This window comes from Streptosporangiales bacterium (assembly GCA_009379955.1).
GTDB lineage: Bacteria > Actinomycetota > Actinomycetes > Streptosporangiales > WHST01 > WHST01.
This window is the reverse complement of record WHST01000068.1, coordinates 18,121-35,120: the sequence shown is the minus strand read 5'-3', so window position 1 is coordinate 35,120 and position 17,000 is coordinate 18,121. Positions and strand designations below refer to the sequence as shown.

Here is a 17,000-nt window from a genome sequence, read left to right as displayed (position 1 = left end):
GCGAATCCGACGGTCGGCGCGACTCGATACAGCCTGGTGTCGCCAGCGATGACGGCCTCGCCCAACCGATACCAGGCACCTTCGGGGCTGGTCAGATGCGTGCCATACTTCCGCTCGAAGTCCGCGGCAGCCTGTTCACGCTCGGAGCGCTCGTCCACCACGGATGCGACACCCTCGATGACGACATCCACACCGGTCAAGGCATTCGTGCCAGTCGTCAGCACACAACGGGGATTGTGCTCGAGATTGCGTGCCTTGCGCTCCTGACCGCCCGTGGTGAAGCACACGCCACCCAGACTCCAAGCCGCCAACAACGGCGTCACGTGCGGCCGCCCGTCAGGCCGCACCGTAGAAAGCCAGAACACCTCCGCCTCACCCAGGACCGCCAACGCCGACGCCCACGGCGTCGCTCGCGTGCCCGGAGACGAGAACGGCCCCAGCACAGCATCCGGTTCACTTTCCAACACGTCACATCCTTAGGTCGGTCACTCAACATGGGAGAGATGCCTGCCGCGGCGTGCAGGCCCACCTGGGTCACAGGTCGCCGGTCAGTACTGCTTTGCCGGTCTTGGCGTCGAAGGGCACTGAAGCGTGCTCGTGGACGATCCTCCAGCCGTCGTCGAGTTTGTGGAGACAACTGGTCGCACGCAGCCACATGCCGACCTCGGTGCCGTCGAGCATGGTGCCGCTGATTCGGACCAGGAAGTAGCAGAAGGCGAGGCCGGCATTTGCGGTGATCTCCAGGTCGCGGATCTCGTGGCCGATGCCGGTGCGGTACGCCGCGAGCCACTCCTGCTTTCGAGCTGTCGCATCGGCGCCACGATGGACGAACGGGGCGACGGCATCGAACACCACGACATCGGCGTCGTTCGCAGCGGCCAGCGTGTCGGCGTTCTTGCTGGCAAGTGCCCGGGTGCGGGTCTCGAACAGCTCGCGGATCTCGGCTTCGGCGTTTGGGTCGTTCGTTCTGGGCACGGTCAGCACGGTGGCCATGGTGGGGCTCCCTGGCATGTGTCGTGTGTGGAGTGAGGTCGGGTGCGGCGAGGCCATCAGGGCTGGCCGAGTTCGCGTCCGAGCGCGTCCAGCCAGTCGCCGGTGCCTTGTTGGCGCCACTCGGGCTGTTCCTGGTCGTCGAGGAAGGTGTCCTGTTCGGTGAGCACCAGGTGCGTGCCCGTGCCGTCGGGGACGAACTCCACGGTGGTCACCGACACGGTCGCCAGAACCCCGCGGCCGTACAGCAAGGTGGTGTAGACGATGCGCTCGTTGGTGAGGATGTCGCGGTAGACCGACTCCGCGACGATCTCCGCCCCGTCTTCGGTGCGTCCGTGGGCGGCCTCGGCGCCGCCGACACGGAAGTCGAGGGTGTAGTCGCCGTCGTTGGCCGCGAACCACTTCGCCTTCGTGTCGCGATCGGCCCAGGCCGCGAACACCTGCGCGGGAGGGGCGGAGTAGGTCCGTTCCAGCGTGAACGTGCTGTGCTTCACCGAACGGTCGGTCATGATCTGGGCTCCCAACGTGGAGTCGTGGTGGGGTCGTCTGAGGTCGTGGCTGTCGTGGAGTGGTCGGCCGCGCTCTCACCAAGGACATCGCCGAGACGGTCGAGGCGGTGCTCCCACGTCGTTCGCTGGAGGCGCAGCCACTCCTCGGCGCGCCGCAGGCCGGATGGATCGATCTGGCAGGTGCGGACGCGTCCGGCCTTCTCCGACCGAACCAGCTCGCTGGCCTGCAGCACCTGCAGGTGCTGAACCGTGGCCGCGACCGTCACACCGAGCATGCGCGCCAGCTCGCTCACCGTGGCCGGGCCGCGTGTCAGGCGCTGGATGATCGCCCGCCGGTTGGCATCGGCGAGAGCGTGGAACACCCGATCCGCAGCCGTCGACTCATGGTTAAGCATGCACTTAACAATAGCGGGCCCAGCTTGATAGTCAAGCCCTCACTTAACCCTTTGCTCCCGGCTCGACCGAGGGCGCATCCTGTGGCAGGCATCGGGTCAGGTCATGCGTCCCTCAAGGTGGGGCCTGTCGTGGCGTGAGGTCGCCGAGGGCCTGGTGCGATGCCAGCCAGCCGCGCGAACCTCGAAACCGGCATCCTGGCCTCGTTTCTTAGGGCCTCGAGGTCTGGGAAGGGACCTCACCGACGTGTTCGGCTCCCTTCTGCCAGATCCGCAGCTGCACCATCTGCTCGGCCAGTGCCAGCTTCAGCTGCTCTTCTCCGCCCGCAGTCGCCGTTCAGCGATCGCCTGCGCACTGCCCGGACTAGGAATCCCGTCGGCCGGACCGGCCTTGCCCGCCTCAACGAACCGGTCCCGCCACTTGGCCACCGTGGCATCAGCAACCCCGTGCCGCCGAGCCGCCTCGGCCATCGTCATCTGGCCAGCACCGACAGCACCACCCGCAGCCGCTCCTCCACCGGCACCGGCGACGCCTTCTTCCTGGTCATGGCCGTCAATCCTTCCTGGCGCGCTCACATCGGACCATGCCAGAAAGTTTGACTCAGTAGATGGACCACGCCTCGAATGTATGTTCGAATTGGGACATGCGTTGGGAGTCGTTGCGCACCACCGACGCGGGCACGCCCGCGTTGCCCCTCGCCCTGCCGGACGAGGCTCCGGCCAGGGGCACCGGCAGGGCCGGTCTCGCCGTCGCGGGACCCGCGCCGATCGAGGCGGGCTCGGCCGAGCCGCTGGCGATCGAGATCACGGCGAAGTCGATCATCAACCGGGTGCCCGCCGAGTCGCACATGTCGTTCGGCTGGACGATCAACCCGTACCGCGGCTGCAGTCACGCGTGCGTCTACTGCCTGGCGGGCGACACGCCGATCCTGATGGCCGATGGGCGGAGCAGGCCGCTCGCCGACGTGCGGGTCGGTGACCGCGTCTACGGCACCGAGCGCCACGACGGGCGGCGGAGGTATGTCGTCACCGACGTGCTCGCCCACTGGCGCACGGTCAAGCCGGCGTACGAGGTGGAGCTCGAGGATGGCACCACGCTGGTCGCCAGTGGGGACCACCGGTTCCTCACCGAACGCGGCTGGAAGCACGTCACGGGAGTGTCCGGCGACGGCGGACGGCGGCCGCACCTGACCACGCGCAACCAGCTGTTCGGGTTCGGTCATCTGCCGCCGGCGCCCGAGCACTGCGCCGACTACCGGCACGGCTACCTCGCTGCCGCGCTGCGCGCCGGTGTCCGCACCCCGGTGGGCGCGCCGTTCGAGCTCGGACCGCTCGCCAGGACCCGCAGCTTCCTCCTCGCGGCCGGCACCCGCGCCCCGTTCGGCCGGGCGCCGGACGACGGGGTCGACGCCCCGGTGCCGATCCCGAGCCGACCGTCCGACCAGTGGTGCAAGGGGTTCCTCGCCGGGATGTTCGACGCCGAGGGCGACTGTCGCGACGGCGTCGTGCGCGTCGCGATATCAGGCCCCGAGGTCGGCCGCCATCTCACGTCCGCGCTGGCCAGGTTCGGCTTCCGGCACGCCGTCGACCCCACGGCGAGGTCCGACGGCCTCCACCTCGTCGGCGGGCTGCGCGAGTGCCTGCGCTTCCTGCATGCCGTCGACCCGGCGAGCGGGCCGAGGCGCGGCATCGAGGGCGTGGTCGCGGCGACCGACGCGAGGCTGGGGGTGGTCGCCGTGCGTCCGCTCGGGCTCGACCTGCCGATGTACGACATCACCACCGGCACCGGCGACTTCGTTGCCGACGGCGTGGTCAGCCACAACTGCTTCGCCCGCAAGACCCACACCTACCTCGATCTCGACGCGGGCAACGACTTCGACAGCAAGATCCTCGTCAAGGTCAACGCCGGCGAGCTGGCACGCCGTGAGCTGAGCGCCCCGCGGTGGCGCGGCGAGTCGATCGCGATGGGCACCAACACCGACCCGTACCAGCGGGCCGAGGGCCGCTACCGGCTGATGCGCGAGATCCTGTCCGCGCTCCGCGACCACGCCAACCCGTTCTCCATCCTCACCAAGGGCACCCTGATCCTGCGCGACGTCGACCTCATCACCCAGGCGGCCCGAGAAGCGCGCGTCTCGGTGGCCGTCTCCGTCGGCTCGGTCGACGAGGCCCTCTGGCGGTCGGTCGAGCCGGGCACCCCGTCGCCGGTGCGGCGGCTCGACGTCGTACGCCGCTTCACCGACGCCGGGATCGGCTGCTCGGTGTTGATGGCCCCGGTGCTGCCCGGCCTGAGCGACTCGCCCGAACAGCTCGAGCGCACGGTCGCCGCGATCGCGGCGGCGGGCGCGTCCAGCGTCACACCGCTCGTCCTCCACCTGCGGCCGGGTGCGCGGGAGTGGTACCGCGCGTGGCTGCTGCGCGAGCATCCGCGGCTGGTGCCGATGTACGACGGCATCTACCGGTCCGGCTCGTATGCGCCGAAGGCCTACCAGCGCACGATCACCGCGCGGGTGCGCGAGGCGGCGGAGCGGCACGGCATCGGCCGCGCCCCGCGCTGGGCCTTCCGCCAGGGCGAGGAGCCGGAACCGGAGCCGGAGCGACCCGAGGAGCCCGAGCAGCTCACCCTCGGCTGAGTTGTCGTCGTCCATCGCCGCTGGTGCGGCGACCCCTGGGCGGGTGACAAGGGTGGACCCCGGCCGTGGTGTCGGTCGCCTCGCGGGCGCCACCCGTGAACGGCACCCTCACCGTGCCAGGCATGGTGAGGGTGCCGTTCACGGGTGCGCTGCGAGGGTCGTCGGCGGAGCTTCACCTCACCGACATGGACTTCACCTCGTCCCGGCACGAGGTGAGCGACCCGCCGCACCCCATGAGATTTCGGGGCTCGAACGAATTGGTCGAGTCCGGCATCGGAGGTTTGACGCCCGAATCCGACGCTGGGGGAACCCATGGCAGAGATCGAAGTACGACCGGCACTGTTGAGAGCCATTGGCAACGACTGCGAGACCGATGTCGCACCCGTCATCGGCCGGGCGGAGTCGGCGTTCGACGACGCGAGCTCACTCAGCAGCCTGGGACTCGGCGAGCTGCTGTCGGCCGGGCCCTTGACGAACTGCTACACCGGCTGGCGGGGGACGTTCCGCGAGGGAACCACGGCCATGCACAGCCTGAGCGACAAGATCCGCGGTACGGCGGCAGTCGTCGACGCCGCCGACCAGAACATCGCCGACCTCTACCGCGGCGACATACCCGAGATGCCGCCCATCGCCGTGAACATCGGGGGGATCTGACGTGGCACTTACCTACTACACGTTGAGAGACCTGGGTCTCAGCAGCACGTCGTTCACCTACGGCTTCGGCTTCGACCTGGCGGAACTGCACATCTCGACAACTCGGTACTACTTCGAGCAGGTCAAGGAACGCATCGACGCCGGCCACGCCTGGTCGGGTGACGGCCGGGGCGCGGCGGACAAGGTCTTACACCTCAACTCACTTGCCCTGGCGACATCGGAAACACAGATGAGCGCCGGCAAGACCGCCGTACAAGCTCTCGGCCTTGCACTTACCAGGGCGCGAGACGAAGCCAAGACCGCCCTCGAGCCGATAGAGAAGATGGCGGAAGGGACCCCGTTCAGGATCCTGGTGGGTGCGGACGGGAGGGTCGGCCCAGTCGTGGAAGGTCCAAAGGGACCCGACTTCAACCTGGAGTACTCGGACCTCAGCAACTACTTGTACAAGGAAGCCGAGGTCGCACAACTCAAGCTCGAGTCCATTCTCACGTTCGCGCGGAGCGCCGACCTTGCCGCCGCGACACTGTTCAATCGCATTTATCACCTGCGCCCGGTATTCTCGGCCACCGCCAGTTCCGACGCGATCGAGTACAACGAGGCGTTGCACGACATCGCAAAGCAAAACCTGTCCTTGGCGGAATTCACCTACCAGCTGTGGAACGGGATCAGTTCCGAGGACTTGCTCGAGGTCCAGCCCCAAGGCTGGAGCTGGTGGGGCGCGATCAAGGGCGCCTTCATTCCGGAAAGCGCGGAGGAGCTCGCCTACGAGACAGGATGGGGCCTGATAAAGGCGGGTCTCGGCACCGTCTACCCGTTTTTCCAGAAGGCCATTTCTGTCCACGGCAAGTACGAGATGATCGACGGCTGGTTCAAGGGCGGCCACCACGGTCCTTCGATCTCCGATCCCGACATCCCTGACCTCCTCTCCCTCAACCCGGTAGCCCATCACTCGGACCTTCAGGGCAAGGTCGAGGAGTTCTATGGTGGGTACGGATCCCTGACCGTCGCCCAACTCGCAAAGCTGCAGTCCCTCGGCCAGCTCGAAGACGACGGTCACGACTACGTGGCGGATGCCGAGGAGCTGTGGTCGTGGCTCAACGGCTGGATCGATGCGAACCCTCCGGTGTTCCCCGAATCCTCCCCCGACCCCCTCACCCCGGAAGAACTGGACCTACTGAGGGACTGGAAGCTCGCCTTTCGGTTGGCCCGTGAGCTGGATGCCGCGATCCACTAGCCCGGCGCCTTCGCGGAGCGCCGGAGGCGGACGCAGACCGCGACGACGAGCGGCACCGCGAGCAGCAGGGCCATGCCGGGGATCACGATGCCGGTGTCGTTCACGAAGCAGCCGATCACCGCGGTCACGACGATGCTCGCCAGGGTCGGCTTGAGCAGGGGCATCCGGTCGTACGCGCGGACGAGGCCGGTGAGCCGGAGCCGGTCGGGACGCCACACGGCGACGGCCGCGAGGGTGAACGCGACGACCGTGAACGGACCGGCGACGGGGAAGAGCAGGGTCGACAGCGACGACTGCGCCTTGCGGACGACGATCCCGCCGGCGTCGCCCTCGACGAGACGCGCGACGAACTCGCCGAGATGGGTGCGCGTGGTGGGCGGCCGCAGCCAGTCGCCGACGGCGATCGCGGCGACGACGCCGACCGCGATGGCGGCGGCCGCGAGCACCCGGGTCGCGGTCACCTTGCGGCCGCCGACGGCGAACGCGAGCACGGCGATGCCCGGCACCAGCGCCAGCACGCCGCCGAAGTCGGCGCCGAAGGCCGGCCAGCCGTCGATGATGACCGCGACGGCGCCGAGTCCGAGGACGGCCGCGACAGCGAGGGTGCGTCGCCCGCGGGCCAGCAGGGCGGCGGCCGCTGCACCGGCGAGGAGGAAGGTGCTGGTGGCGTACACCGCGAAGGTCGCGTTGTTGAACCCGTAGAACCGGCCGCTCACCGCGGGTCCTGCGACCAGCAGGCTGCCGTACTGCAGCGGCGTGCCGAGGACCCCGTCGACCGTGAGGACGGCCATCGTGATGCCGGCGACGGCCGCGACGACGCCCCACGGGCGGCCGCGGCCGACGGTGTGCGCGGCGACGGCGACGACCCCGGTGAGGCCGACGCCCCACGCCGCCAGGGCGAGCGCCGGCACGCTCGACGTCCACCAGTCGGTGAGCGACGACAGGTACGTCGCCACCGGCGCGCACGCGGCGCCCAGCCCGACGGCGTAGATCGCGGTGCGCCAGCGTGAGCGTCGCCCGGCGAGCCGCGCGCGGCGCCTGGCGAGCGCGCCCGCGCCGTACGCCAGCAGCTGGCCGCCGACGAGCAGGCCGCCGAACCACGGCACGATGGCCGGCACCACGCTGCCGAGCCTGGCGAGGTCCTCGCGGTTGTCGATCGTGCCCGCGGTGCCGGACCGGCGCGATGCGTCGAGCCTGATCGGCCGGCCGTCGGTGCCCTCGGGATCGCCGCCGGCGACCTCGAGCAGGGTCGCCGTCAGGTCGGTCAGCTGCACGATGCCGGTCCGCTGCGTCGAGCCCGACGTCAGCCATGACGGTGTCCGCGCACCGACCTCGAGGCGCAGGACGACCTGCAGGCCCGGCGGGTTCGTGAGGTAGTCGGCGATGCCGGCGACGATGATCCGCGAACCCGGCGGCACCTGGCCGCTGATCTCCCCGACCAGCCGGTCGAACCGGGGCAGCCCGGTCGACGACGGCTCGCGCGGGTCCAGCAGGTCGCCCGCGTCGACGACGCCGACCGGGCAGTCGGCGAGACCGGCGTCGTGGACGGTCGCCGAGTAGCGCGCCACCCGGCCGGACGGGTCGGCGAGGCCGAGCGCCGCGCCCGGGCCGACCGCGGTCGCGCAGGTGCCGGTCTCGCGGAGCCGGTCGCCCAGCAGGCCCGGCCGGTCGTCGACACCCGTCTCCTCCTCCTGCAGCCGGACGAGCGTCCGCCAGTCCTCGACGCTGCCGTCCGCGCGCACGGCGGGAACGGACGTGCAGTCCCCACCGGGGTCGAGGCCGACCGCTCGGCGGCCCGCCGACACGGTGAGCCAGGCGTCGAGCGGGCAGGTGCGCGGAGCGCCCGTCCGTACCGAGAGCGAGCCGGCGGCGGCGGCGGAGGTCATCCGCCACAGGGTCGGGGTACGCGCCCGGTCGATGTCGGACCACCGCAGCCCGCCGACGCCGACCAGCACCGTGACCGGCTTGTCACGCGGGGTCTCCGCCGCCATCGCGCGTGCGCCTCCCAGCCCGGCCGCCGAGGGGACGACGAGGCTCAGCAGCAACAGGAGCATCGCCCACGGGCGGAAAGGACGGCGGTGCATCGGCAGCACGTTAGCGGCTGACGGCCCGCGGGAACGTGAGCGCGCTCACGTTCCGGCGACCACACGCGCCGGATGGCAGGGTGAGTCCATGACGCCGAACTCGCCCGGCACCGCGCTGGTCCGACCCGTCCCCGACACCCTCGCCGAGGGCATCGTCACGCACATCGAACGGCAGCCGGTCGACGTCGACGCGGCGCGGCTGCAGCACGAGGCGTACGCCGCCGCGCTGTTCGCCGCGGGCTGGCGCGTGGAGCAGGTGACGCCCGTTCCCGACTGTCCCGACTCGGTCTTCGTCGAGGACGCCCTTGTGGTGGTCGGCGACGTCGCGGTGGTCACGAGACCGGGCGCCGCCGTGCGCCGGGACGAGCTCGCCGGCGCACGGGAGGCGGCCGTGAGGGCCGGCCTCACCCTGCGGGCGATCGAGGAGCCGGGCACGCTCGACGGCGGCGACGTGCTGCAGGTCGGCGACACGGTCTACGTCGGCCGCGGCGGCCGTACCGACGGGGACGGCATCAGACAGCTGCGGGTGATCGTCGCCCCGCTCGGCCGGCGGGTCGTGCCGGTGCCGTTGGGTGCCGTCCTGCACCTGAAATCGGCGGTGACGGCGCTGCCGGACGGCACGTGCGTCGGGCTCCGCGACCTCGTCGACGCCCGGCTGTTCCCGTCCTGGCGCGACGTCGAGGAGGAGTCCGGCTGTCACGTCGTCCCACTCGGCGGGAGCCGCCTGCTGATGGCGGCCTCGGCGCCGCGGACGGCCGAGCACTACGCCGACCTCGGCTTCGACGTCGTGGCGGTCGACATCGGCGAGTTCGAGAAGCTCGAGGGCTGCGTCACCTGCCTGTCCGTCCTCCTGCCGGGCCGCTGAGATGCGCGTCGTCTCGCTGCTGCCGGCCGCGACCGACATGCTCGCCGAGCTCGGACTCGTCCGGTCGCTGGTGGGGCGGACGCACGAGTGCGACTGGCCGGATGCCGTGGCCGCGGTGCCCGTGGTCACCAGGAGCGCGCTGGAGCCGGCGGCGATGAGCAGCCGGGAGATCTCCGACGCTGTCTCGTCGGCGCCGCATCGCGGGTCGTCCCTCTACGCGCTCGATGCCGAGCTGCTCGGTCGGCTCGCGCCGGACGTGATCGTCACCCAGGACCTGTGCGACGTCTGCGCGTTGTCGTACGACCAGGTGACGTCGGTCGTCAGGTCGACGGGCGAGGAGAGCGGTCCACGTGTGCTGAGCCTCGAACCGCGCACGCTCGGCGACGTCCTCGACTGCCTCGTCGAGCTCGGTGCCCCGCTGGGGGTCCGTGACCGGGCGGAACGGGCGCTGTTCGCGCTGCGGGAGCGCCTGGCGGCCGTCGACGCGGCGGTGGCGGGACGCCCGCGCCCGCGCGTCGCGGCGATCGAGTGGCTCGATCCGCTGTGGCCGGCCGGTCACTGGGTGCCGGAACAGGTCCTCCACGCCGGTGGCGAGCCGTTGCTGGCCGAGCCGGGTGAGCACACCCGGCCGCTCGAGTGGTCGGCCCTCGTCGCCGCCGCGCCCGACGTGGTCCTGCTGATGCCGTGCGGCCTGTCGCCGGGACGTACCCGCGCGGAGCTCGACGTGCTGACCTCGCTGCCTGGCTGGGCTGATCTCCCGGCGGTGCGCAACGGTGCGGTCTGGGTGCTCGACGGGCCCGCGTACTTCAACCGGCCGGGTCCCCGCGTGGTGCGCGGCGCCGAGGTGCTGGCGGTGGTGCTCCACGGCGTCACCGTGGGAGGCGCCGTTCACCCGGTCGAGGCGAGTCGCGTCGAGTCGTGACCGGTGTCGGCGGCCCGTCAGCGGTGGTCGGCGGCGTAGTGGGCGGCCAGGATGTCCTGGCCCCAGTCGCGGCGCAGGTCGCGCCACACCGAGTGGATGTGGTTCGCGTCGTCCTGGGTGTTGTCGTACTCGACGAGGAACGTGGGGCCGGTAAGGGCGTAGTAGTGGCCCTCGCCGCGCACGTCCGACCCCGCCCAGGCGAACCTGACGGCCTCCAGACCCGCCTCGACCGCGTCCTGCCAGCACAGTGCGGCGTGCGTGCCGGGCGCCCTGCCGAGGTAGCAGCGCAGCAGCCGTTCGAGGAGCTGACGCTGGTCGCCCGTCATGTCGCCGTACGCCAGCCCGCTCGGCACGGCGGACGGGTCGACCAGGGGGTCGGTGCGGGTGAGGATGTCGTCGGGGGCGACGTCGGAGGTGACGGCGACCTCGCGCTGCGACGGGTCGAGGTTCGCCAGGAGCGCGCGGCCGAACTCCTCCTCGTCGGGCATGATCCGCATGCCCTCGTGCGGCCCTTCCAGCACGGTCGCCGGCTCGGCGCCGAAGAAGTTGGGCGTCACGGTGAGGGTGTCGCCGACGACCGTCACGTGGACGGCCAGGTGGTGACCGTTCATCCGCCACGCCCACGGCCGGTCGGTGGAGATGTCGCCGAGGACCCGCACCCAGAAGTTGTGCTGCCCGGGCGGCACCTCCCTGCCGGCGAGCTGGCGTCGGATCCGGTCGAGCTCGATGATCGCGCGGGCGGTCGGCGCGCGGTCGGCGCTGACGCCGGTGTCGAGCAGCTCCAGGGCGATCCGCTGTTGCTCGTCGTCCAGGTCGCGCAACGGCAGCCCGGGACGCTCGCCGGGCAGGTACCGCCACTCCCGGTGCTCGGGGATGTCGAAGTCGGCGGTCGCGGCCCGCCGCTGGTCCGGCGTGAGCGCGGCGAGCAGCCGTCCCGCGGTGTCGGCCATCCGCCGGGTGAGGTCGGGGAGGTGCTCGAGTGCTTCGCTCATGTGTTCCCCTTGCGTCGTCGGTGCCGACGAGATCGTGCCAGGTGACGGGCCCCGTGTCACGACTGCGTGCATCCCTGTCTACAGGCGGTACGTCCTGCCGACGACGACGAGGTCGCCGGTGTGCAGCGCGGTACGGGCGAGGCCGGCCGGCCTCGGCTCGAACCCGGGGACGTCGTCGAGGCCCACGGTCTGGTCGAACGCGCGCACCTCGCGTGGCGCGTCCGCTCCGACGCGTAGCCGGAGCGTGGCGCCAGCGGCCGGCAGGTCGTCGAGGATCACCCGCGACGGCCAGGCGTCGTCCGGCCCGCTGCCGAGGTCCTGCGCGGCGGTGTCGCGACCCGGCACCCGCGCGGTCGCCCGCTCGACCGGGCGGTCGAAGGCGAGCGTGACGCGCGGGGCGCCGCGGGGGGACCGGACGTGCAGCGTGAGCTCGCCGTCGCCCGTCGCCACCACTCGCACGGCGGGTGCCTCCGCGCCGATGTCGTCGGCCGGACCGACCCAGCGTCCGGGGTTCGGCGTCTCGTCGTACTCCACCGCCCCGCCCCCGTGTGTCGTGACGTACTGCCTGGTCCAGCGCGGCGGCTCGGCGTCATCACTCACCCAGTTCGCGGTACGGGTGCTCGCGTCGAGGACGTAGGCGAGGTGGGTGGGTTGCGGTCGCCTGGCGTCGAACCCGTCGACGGCGAGCCCGGTGCCCACCAGCGCGACCGCGACGACGACGGCGGTCGCGGGCACGGCGGCCGCGCGACGCCGGCGGGACGCGGCACCGGCGTCCGGGTACGCCAGGTCGAGCAGCGGCAGCAGCCCGAGCCCGCCGAGCGCGAACGCGGTGGCGGCGGCGCCACCACCGGCCATGCCGACGCTGTCGAACATGCCGAGCCCGAGCAGCACCCCGAACGACGTCGCCGGCACCGCGGCGACGAGGAGGGCGGCCAGCGCGGCCGGCGACGACCGCCGGCGCAGGGCGAGCGCCAGGAGCGCGCCCAGGGTGCTCGCCAGCGCGGGCACGGTGAACAGGTACGCGGCGCCGGGCGCGACCACGGCGATGATCAGCCCGAGCAGGGTGGGCCACGCGAGCGCGCCCACCGCGAGGGCAGCCTGTCCGAGGCGTCGCCTGAGCAGTCCGTACCAGGCGGCCAGCACGCAGACGACGAGGGCGCCGACGGCCAGCCGGAACAGGCCGGGCTGGTAGGTGTCGCCCATCATGAACGCCCCGTACCCGGGCCGGACCTGGACGAGCAGCGCCCAGAGCAGCTGGGCGAGTGCGGCCGCGACCCCGAGCGGCAGCAGCGCCGCGAGGGTCCCGAGGAGCGTGCGCGGCAGGCTGAGCAACCGTTGCCTGCGCGCGGCGACCAGCAGCCCGGCGAACGCGAGCAACGACGCGATCGCAAGCGGCAGGACGAGCGCGTTGGGGTAGGTGACGAACGCCCCGAACGCGCGGAAGTACGTCACGTCATCGTCGGTAGGCAGCGCGTCGAGGTCGCGGTCGCCGAACGCCCTGGTGAGGGCGAGCATGGTGGCGCCGTGGTGCTGCAGGCTGCCGTGGTCCAGGTTCGCGATCGAGTCGCCCGGCGAGTGGTATCTCGCCGAGCTGCCGACGTACGCGAAGTTCAGCCCGGTGAAGCCGGCGGCGCGCAGCTCGGTGAAGTCGGTGTTGTTGGACGACAGCCGGTACAGCTCCACCGCCGAGGAGTCGCCGAACGGGTGCGGTGCGGCGTCGGCGTACACCGACACGAGGCCGGCGTTGTCCCGCGAGGTCTCGAACAGCATCGAGGGCCCGCTCGCACCGCGCGCCTCCCAGTTGAGGACGACACCGCCGCGCTCGGCCAGCGGGTCGCCGCGCCGGAACGCCGACGCGCCGAGCAGCCCGTTCTCCTCGCCGTCGGTCAGCAACACGACGACGTCGTTGCGCGGCTGCCCGCTCGTACGCAGCGCCCGCAACGTCTCGAGGACGGCGGCGACCGCGGCGCCGTCGTCGGAGGCGCCGGGGCCGGCGGCCACGGAGTCGTAGTGGGCGGCGAGCACCACCGCGCCGGTGGGGTCAGACCCGCGCAGCGTGCCCACGACGTTCTCGACCCGCCCGAAGCCGGCCGTGCCAGGCGCGCCGACGCTGCCGAGGCCCCGGTCGATCCGCACGGTGAGGCCGGCCTCGCGCAGCTCGGCGGCGAGGTGGTCGCGGGTGCGGTCGCTCTCCGCGCTGCCCAGCGGCCTGGGCCTCGTCCCGAAGTCGTCGAGGCGGTCGAGGGCGCGTGCGGCGCTGAACTCCCCGGCCGGCGCCGAGGCGGGCTCGGGCTCCGGCGGCCGGGTGTCGAGGAGCAGGGACGCCACCACGACCGTGGTCAGGACGAGCACCGCGGCGAGCAGTGCGAGGCCGCGGCGCGGCGGGGAGACGAGCGCGTGGCGCAGCGGTGTTTCGGGCATTCTTCGTTTGTAGCACAGTTGTGCTGAAACCGGGACCTGTAGGCCCGAGAGGGGGACGGTGGCGTCGCCCGTCAGCGCGGGGGAGGTGTCACCGCGGTCGGCGGTGGCATGTCAGGCCAGGGGGAGCGAGCGCCCCTGCGGCGGGTCGCCGGGCTCGTCCTCGACGTTGATGAGGCTCTCGGCCGCCATCACGAGGTAGGTCCACAGCTGCTGGTCGCGGTCGGGCGGCAGGCCGACGTCGTCGAGGGCGGCGCGCATGTGGCGCAGCCAGACGTCGTGCGCGGCGCGGTCGATGTGGAACGGCACGTGCCGCATGCGCAACCGCGGGTGTCCGCGCAGCTCGCCGTAGGTGCGCGGGCCGCCCCAGTACTGCTCGAGGAACATCCGCAGATGGTCGGACGCCGCGGCGAGGTCGTCGGTGTACATCTCGCGCAGCAGGGGGTCGTCCGCCACACGCGCGTAGAAGCCGTCGACGAGACGGCGGAAGGTGTCCGCGCCGCCGACGATCTCGTAGAAGGTCGACGCCTGCTGCTCGCTCATCGGCCCACGCGCCCGCTTCGTCGCTCGCCTCCGGCAGGTGCCGCGACAATGCCCTGCTCGGTCCGGCAGGCGTCGCGGCCCCTACCTGCGGCTCGTTCCTCAGCTCCTGCGCTCATCGGGCCAGCCTAGGGCGCGTCGCGGTCGCCTGGCTCCTCGGCGGCCTCGTACGCCGTGGCGGGGGGCGTCTCGGCGGCCAGGGCGTCGTCGAGGGCGTCGACGAAGCGTTCGCGGAGGTCGGCGGCGACCTCCGCGGCGCGCAGCGGCGACGTGCGGACGGTCACCTGCACGACGTAGTGGTCGGTCTCCAGCTCGACGACGCCGGGAACGTCGGGCTCGTCGAGGATCACGCTCTGCCACTCGGGCTCGTCGCGCATCGACCGGGCGACCTTGCCGAGCAGGTCGCGGATGGTGTCGGGGTCGCGGCCGCTCGGTACCGGGACGTCGATGACGGCGCGGCCCCAGCCCTGGCTCATGTTGCCGACCCGGGGGATCTGCCCGTTGCGGACGTACCAGACGGCGCCGTCGGCGTCGCGCAGCCGCGTCGTGCGCAGGCCGACTCCCTCGACCGTGCCCGTGATCGCGCCGACGTCGACGACGTCGCCGACGCCGTACTGGTCGGCGCCGAGCATCGCGATGCCGGCGAGGAAGTCGCTGATGATCTCGCGTGCGCCGAAGCCGACGATGAGGCTGATGACGCCGACGCCCGCGAACACCTTGGTCAGCTCGACGCCGAGGTAGTAGAGGACGAGGACGACGGCGATGGAGAACACGACGAACGACGTCACGCTGCGCAGCAGCGACGCGGCGGTCTGGGTGCGCTGCTCGCGGCGCTCGGAGAGCAGGGCGGAGCTGCGTCCGGGGAACAGCCGCCACTGGGGCATCCGGCTCTCGCCGATGCGCCGGGCGATCCTGGTGATGAGCCGGCCGAGCAGGAACCGCAGGGCCATGGCGGCGACCAGCGTCACCACGATGGCGATCAGCTGGACGTACCACGGATGGGCCTGCGCGAACGTCACGGTCATGCAGCGTAGCGACCCCGGGACGGCCTAACGGCCGTGGGCCTCGCGCCACTCGTCGGCGAGGACTCCGTAGATCACCTCGTCGGTCCACTCGCCCTTGACGATCTCGTTCTGCACCAGGTGGGCCTCGCGGCGCATGCCGAGTTTCTCCAGCACCCGGGCGGACGCGGCGTTGCGACCGTCGAGGCGGCCGGCGATGCGGTGCAGGCCGACGTCCTCGAAGCCGAACCTGAGCAGCTCCGCGCCGATCTCGGTGGCGTAGCCCCGGCCGAAGGCGTCGGGGTGGAGGACGTAGCCGATCTCGCCCTGCCGCATGGCCTCGCTGCGCCAGATGAACGTGGCGTCGCCGACGAGCATGCCGTCGTCGACGCGCACCGCGGCGAGGCTGAGGCTGTCGCCGGAGTCGATGAGGACGCTGCGCCGCCGCTTGCGTTCCAGGGAGATGCGTGTCGCCTCCTCGTCGTACGGCTCCCAGTAGAGGTAGCGGACGACCTCCGGCCGCGAGTGGATGGCATGCAGGCCGGCCAGGTCGCCGGGTGTGAACGGGCGCAGCTCGAGGCGCTCCGTGCGGAGCGGGTAGGAGGGGGAGATCACCTGCCCAACGGTACGGGTCGAGGCTGTCACCCGCGGGTGAGAGTCTGGTGGGGTGTACGAGGAGCGTCCGTCGGCGGTGGCCGGTGCCGTGCTGTGGCGAAACGTCGTCCAGGCCGACGCACCGGTCGTGCCGGTCGCGCCCGACGGGTGCACGGACCTCATCTGGGTCGACGGCACGCTCCTGGTCGCCGGTCCCGACACCCGGCCGAACCTCGCCCGGCTGCCGCGCGGGGTCGTCTACATCGGCCTGCGCTTCGCGCCCGGCACGGGTCCGCTCGTGTTCGGCGTGCCCGCGCACGAGCTGCGCGACCGGCGGATCCCGCTCGCCGAGGTGTGGCCCGCGGCGTCGGGACGCCGGTTGACCGAGCGGATCGGCGAGGCAGACGCGCCCGGCCGCGCGCTCGAGACCGCGGCGGGTGAGCTGCTCGCGACGGCGCCGCCGCCCGACCCGCTGCTGCGCCGGGTCGTCGCGTGCACGCGGTCGGGCCTGCCGGTCGCGTCCATCGCCGACCGGGTCGGCCTGAGCGAGCGCCAGCTGCATCGCCGCTGCCTGCCCGCGTTCGGCTACGGCGCCAAGACCCTCACGCGCATCCTGCGCATGCAGGCGGCCGTCGCGCGGGCCCGCGACGGCGTCCCGTACGCGACCGTCGCCGCCACCGGCGGCTACGCCGACCAGGCGCACCTCTCGCGCGAGGTGCGCGCCCTGGCCGGCGTCCCGCTCGGGGTGCTCACCCGGTAGGCGGCAGCGGGGCGAAGAGGTCGACGTTGTTGCCGTCCGGGTCGAGCACGACGGCGTATCGCTGACCCCAGAACCCGTCGAACGGCTCGAGCGCCCCCTCGTACCCGGCGTCGACCAGGCGGGCGTACGTCTTGTCGACCTGCGCGACGTCCTCGCACTCGAACGCGAGCGACGCGCGGGCGGTGCCCGCCGGCGGGGTCCAGTCGGGGTCGATGGACTTGGCGGTCTCGTGGGTGTCCCACGCCATCAGCGGCCCGCCGTCGGGCAGCTGGAACTCGGCGTGGGGCTGGTCGTCGGCGTCGGCGGGGATGGCGAAGCCGAGGGCGCGGTAGAAGCCGAGCGACCTGGCCATGTCGGCGGTGCTCAGCCCGATGAAGTGGAATCGAATGCTCATACCGGCACCGTACGTTGC

Annotated in this window: 17 protein-coding genes; 6 read left to right on the top strand and 11 right to left on the bottom strand. The window is 72.0% G+C overall.

The window, feature by feature from the left end:
• From GEV10_19580 to GEV10_19565, 4 genes are all read right to left on the bottom strand, one after another.
• Window positions 1–467: pyridoxamine 5'-phosphate oxidase family protein (locus GEV10_19580; protein MQA80648.1), on the bottom strand; the 467-nt coding region annotated here is incomplete at its 3' end.
• Window positions 468–534: 67 nt separating this feature from the next.
• Entirely contained in the window at window positions 535–993 is a 459-nt protein-coding gene (locus tag GEV10_19575) for a DUF4440 domain-containing protein (protein ID MQA80647.1), read from the bottom strand.
• Window positions 994–1,049: 56 nt separating this feature from the next.
• A complete protein-coding gene (locus GEV10_19570) occupies window positions 1,050–1,499 on the bottom strand; it encodes a polyketide cyclase (GenBank protein ID MQA80646.1) in 450 nt (149 codons plus the stop codon).
• Window positions 1,496–1,894 carry a metalloregulator ArsR/SmtB family transcription factor gene (locus GEV10_19565; protein MQA80645.1) on the bottom strand — a complete coding sequence of 133 codons (399 nt, stop codon included), beginning with the start codon at window positions 1,892–1,894 and terminating at the stop codon, window positions 1,496–1,498. The genes GEV10_19570 and GEV10_19565 overlap by 4 nt, the downstream gene beginning before the upstream one ends.
• Window positions 1,895–2,535: 641 nt before the next feature.
• Here GEV10_19565 and GEV10_19560 point away from each other — a divergent pair.
• The 3 genes from GEV10_19560 (at window position 2,536) to GEV10_19550 (ending at window position 6,412) form a co-directional block, all read left to right on the top strand.
• Window positions 2,536–4,524, top strand: coding sequence for a radical SAM protein (locus GEV10_19560; GenBank protein ID MQA80644.1), 1,989 nt, complete (start codon window positions 2,536–2,538; stop codon window positions 4,522–4,524).
• Window positions 4,525–4,836: 312 nt separating this feature from the next.
• Entirely contained in the window at window positions 4,837–5,178 is a 342-nt protein-coding gene (locus GEV10_19555) for a hypothetical protein (protein MQA80643.1), read from the top strand.
• 1 nt (window position 5,179) lies between these two features.
• Complete coding sequence (locus GEV10_19550) at window positions 5,180–6,412, top strand: hypothetical protein (GenBank protein ID MQA80642.1); 1,233 nt, start codon at window positions 5,180–5,182, stop codon at window positions 6,410–6,412.
• Here GEV10_19550 and GEV10_19545 read toward each other — a convergent pair.
• Window positions 6,409–8,496: a hypothetical protein gene (locus GEV10_19545; protein MQA80641.1), complete on the bottom strand. Its 2,088-nt coding sequence runs from the start codon at window positions 8,494–8,496 to the stop codon at window positions 6,409–6,411. The genes GEV10_19550 and GEV10_19545 overlap by 4 nt on opposite strands.
• A gap of 88 nt (window positions 8,497–8,584) precedes the next feature.
• Here GEV10_19545 and GEV10_19540 point away from each other — a divergent pair, with 88 nt between their 5' ends.
• Together GEV10_19540 and GEV10_19535 are read left to right on the top strand one after the other, a co-directional pair.
• Window positions 8,585–9,361: a N(G),N(G)-dimethylarginine dimethylaminohydrolase gene (locus tag GEV10_19540; GenBank protein ID MQA80640.1), complete on the top strand. Its 777-nt coding sequence runs from the start codon at window positions 8,585–8,587 to the stop codon at window positions 9,359–9,361.
• Between the two features lies 1 nt (window position 9,362).
• Complete coding sequence (locus GEV10_19535) at window positions 9,363–10,283, top strand: ABC transporter substrate-binding protein (protein ID MQA80639.1); 921 nt, start codon at window positions 9,363–9,365, stop codon at window positions 10,281–10,283.
• Between the two features lie 17 nt (window positions 10,284–10,300).
• On the opposite strand, the gene GEV10_19530 is transcribed toward GEV10_19535, so the two are convergent.
• From GEV10_19530 to GEV10_19510, 5 genes are all read right to left on the bottom strand, one after another.
• Window positions 10,301–11,233 carry a DUF3500 domain-containing protein gene (locus GEV10_19530; protein ID MQA80638.1) on the bottom strand — a complete coding sequence of 311 codons (933 nt, stop codon included), beginning with the start codon at window positions 11,231–11,233 and terminating at the stop codon, window positions 10,301–10,303.
• A 120-nt stretch (window positions 11,234–11,353) separates the two neighbouring features.
• Window positions 11,354–13,696, bottom strand: coding sequence for a M20/M25/M40 family metallo-hydrolase (locus GEV10_19525; GenBank protein ID MQA80637.1), 2,343 nt, complete (start codon window positions 13,694–13,696; stop codon window positions 11,354–11,356).
• A 111-nt stretch (window positions 13,697–13,807) separates the two neighbouring features.
• On the bottom strand, window positions 13,808–14,236 hold the full coding sequence (locus tag GEV10_19520; GenBank protein MQA80636.1) for a globin: 429 nt from the start codon (window positions 14,234–14,236) through the stop codon (window positions 13,808–13,810).
• Between the two features lie 125 nt (window positions 14,237–14,361).
• A complete protein-coding gene (locus GEV10_19515) occupies window positions 14,362–15,258 on the bottom strand; it encodes a mechanosensitive ion channel (GenBank protein ID MQA80635.1) in 897 nt (298 codons plus the stop codon).
• 24 nt (window positions 15,259–15,282) lie between these two features.
• On the bottom strand, window positions 15,283–15,849 hold the full coding sequence (locus tag GEV10_19510) for a GNAT family N-acetyltransferase (GenBank protein MQA80634.1): 567 nt from the start codon (window positions 15,847–15,849) through the stop codon (window positions 15,283–15,285).
• Window positions 15,850–15,901: 52 nt separating this feature from the next.
• Between GEV10_19510 and GEV10_19505 the strand changes: the two genes are divergently transcribed.
• Complete coding sequence (locus tag GEV10_19505) at window positions 15,902–16,588, top strand: helix-turn-helix domain-containing protein (protein MQA80633.1); 687 nt, start codon at window positions 15,902–15,904, stop codon at window positions 16,586–16,588.
• Here the strand turns inward: GEV10_19505 and GEV10_19500 are convergent.
• Window positions 16,578–16,982 carry a glyoxalase gene (locus GEV10_19500; protein MQA80632.1) on the bottom strand — a complete coding sequence of 135 codons (405 nt, stop codon included), beginning with the start codon at window positions 16,980–16,982 and terminating at the stop codon, window positions 16,578–16,580. The two genes, GEV10_19505 and GEV10_19500, sit on opposite strands and share 11 nt — an antisense overlap.
• Window positions 16,983–17,000 lie beyond the last annotated feature (18 nt).

Coding starts and splice junctions, on each gene's coding strand:
- GEV10_19575 (MQA80647.1), bottom strand. CDS start 993: ATGGCCACCGTGCTGACCGTGCCCAGAACGAACGACCCAAACGCCGAA.
- GEV10_19570 (MQA80646.1), bottom strand. CDS start 1,499: ATGACCGACCGTTCGGTGAAGCACAGCACGTTCACGCTGGAACGGACC.
- GEV10_19565 (MQA80645.1), bottom strand. CDS start 1,894: ATGCTTAACCATGAGTCGACGGCTGCGGATCGGGTGTTCCACGCTCTC.
- GEV10_19560 (MQA80644.1), top strand. CDS start 2,536: ATGCGTTGGGAGTCGTTGCGCACCACCGACGCGGGCACGCCCGCGTTG.
- GEV10_19555 (MQA80643.1), top strand. CDS start 4,837: ATGGCAGAGATCGAAGTACGACCGGCACTGTTGAGAGCCATTGGCAAC.
- GEV10_19545 (MQA80641.1), bottom strand. CDS start 8,496: ATGCACCGCCGTCCTTTCCGCCCGTGGGCGATGCTCCTGTTGCTGCTG.
- GEV10_19540 (MQA80640.1), top strand. CDS start 8,585: ATGACGCCGAACTCGCCCGGCACCGCGCTGGTCCGACCCGTCCCCGAC.
- GEV10_19535 (MQA80639.1), top strand. CDS start 9,363: ATGCGCGTCGTCTCGCTGCTGCCGGCCGCGACCGACATGCTCGCCGAG.
- GEV10_19530 (MQA80638.1), bottom strand. CDS start 11,233: ATGGCCGACACCGCGGGACGGCTGCTCGCCGCGCTCACGCCGGACCAG.
- GEV10_19525 (MQA80637.1), bottom strand. CDS start 13,696: ATGCCCGAAACACCGCTGCGCCACGCGCTCGTCTCCCCGCCGCGCCGC.
- GEV10_19520 (MQA80636.1), bottom strand. CDS start 14,236: ATGAGCGAGCAGCAGGCGTCGACCTTCTACGAGATCGTCGGCGGCGCG.
- GEV10_19515 (MQA80635.1), bottom strand. CDS start 15,258: ATGACCGTGACGTTCGCGCAGGCCCATCCGTGGTACGTCCAGCTGATC.
- GEV10_19500 (MQA80632.1), bottom strand. CDS start 16,982: ATGAGCATTCGATTCCACTTCATCGGGCTGAGCACCGCCGACATGGCC.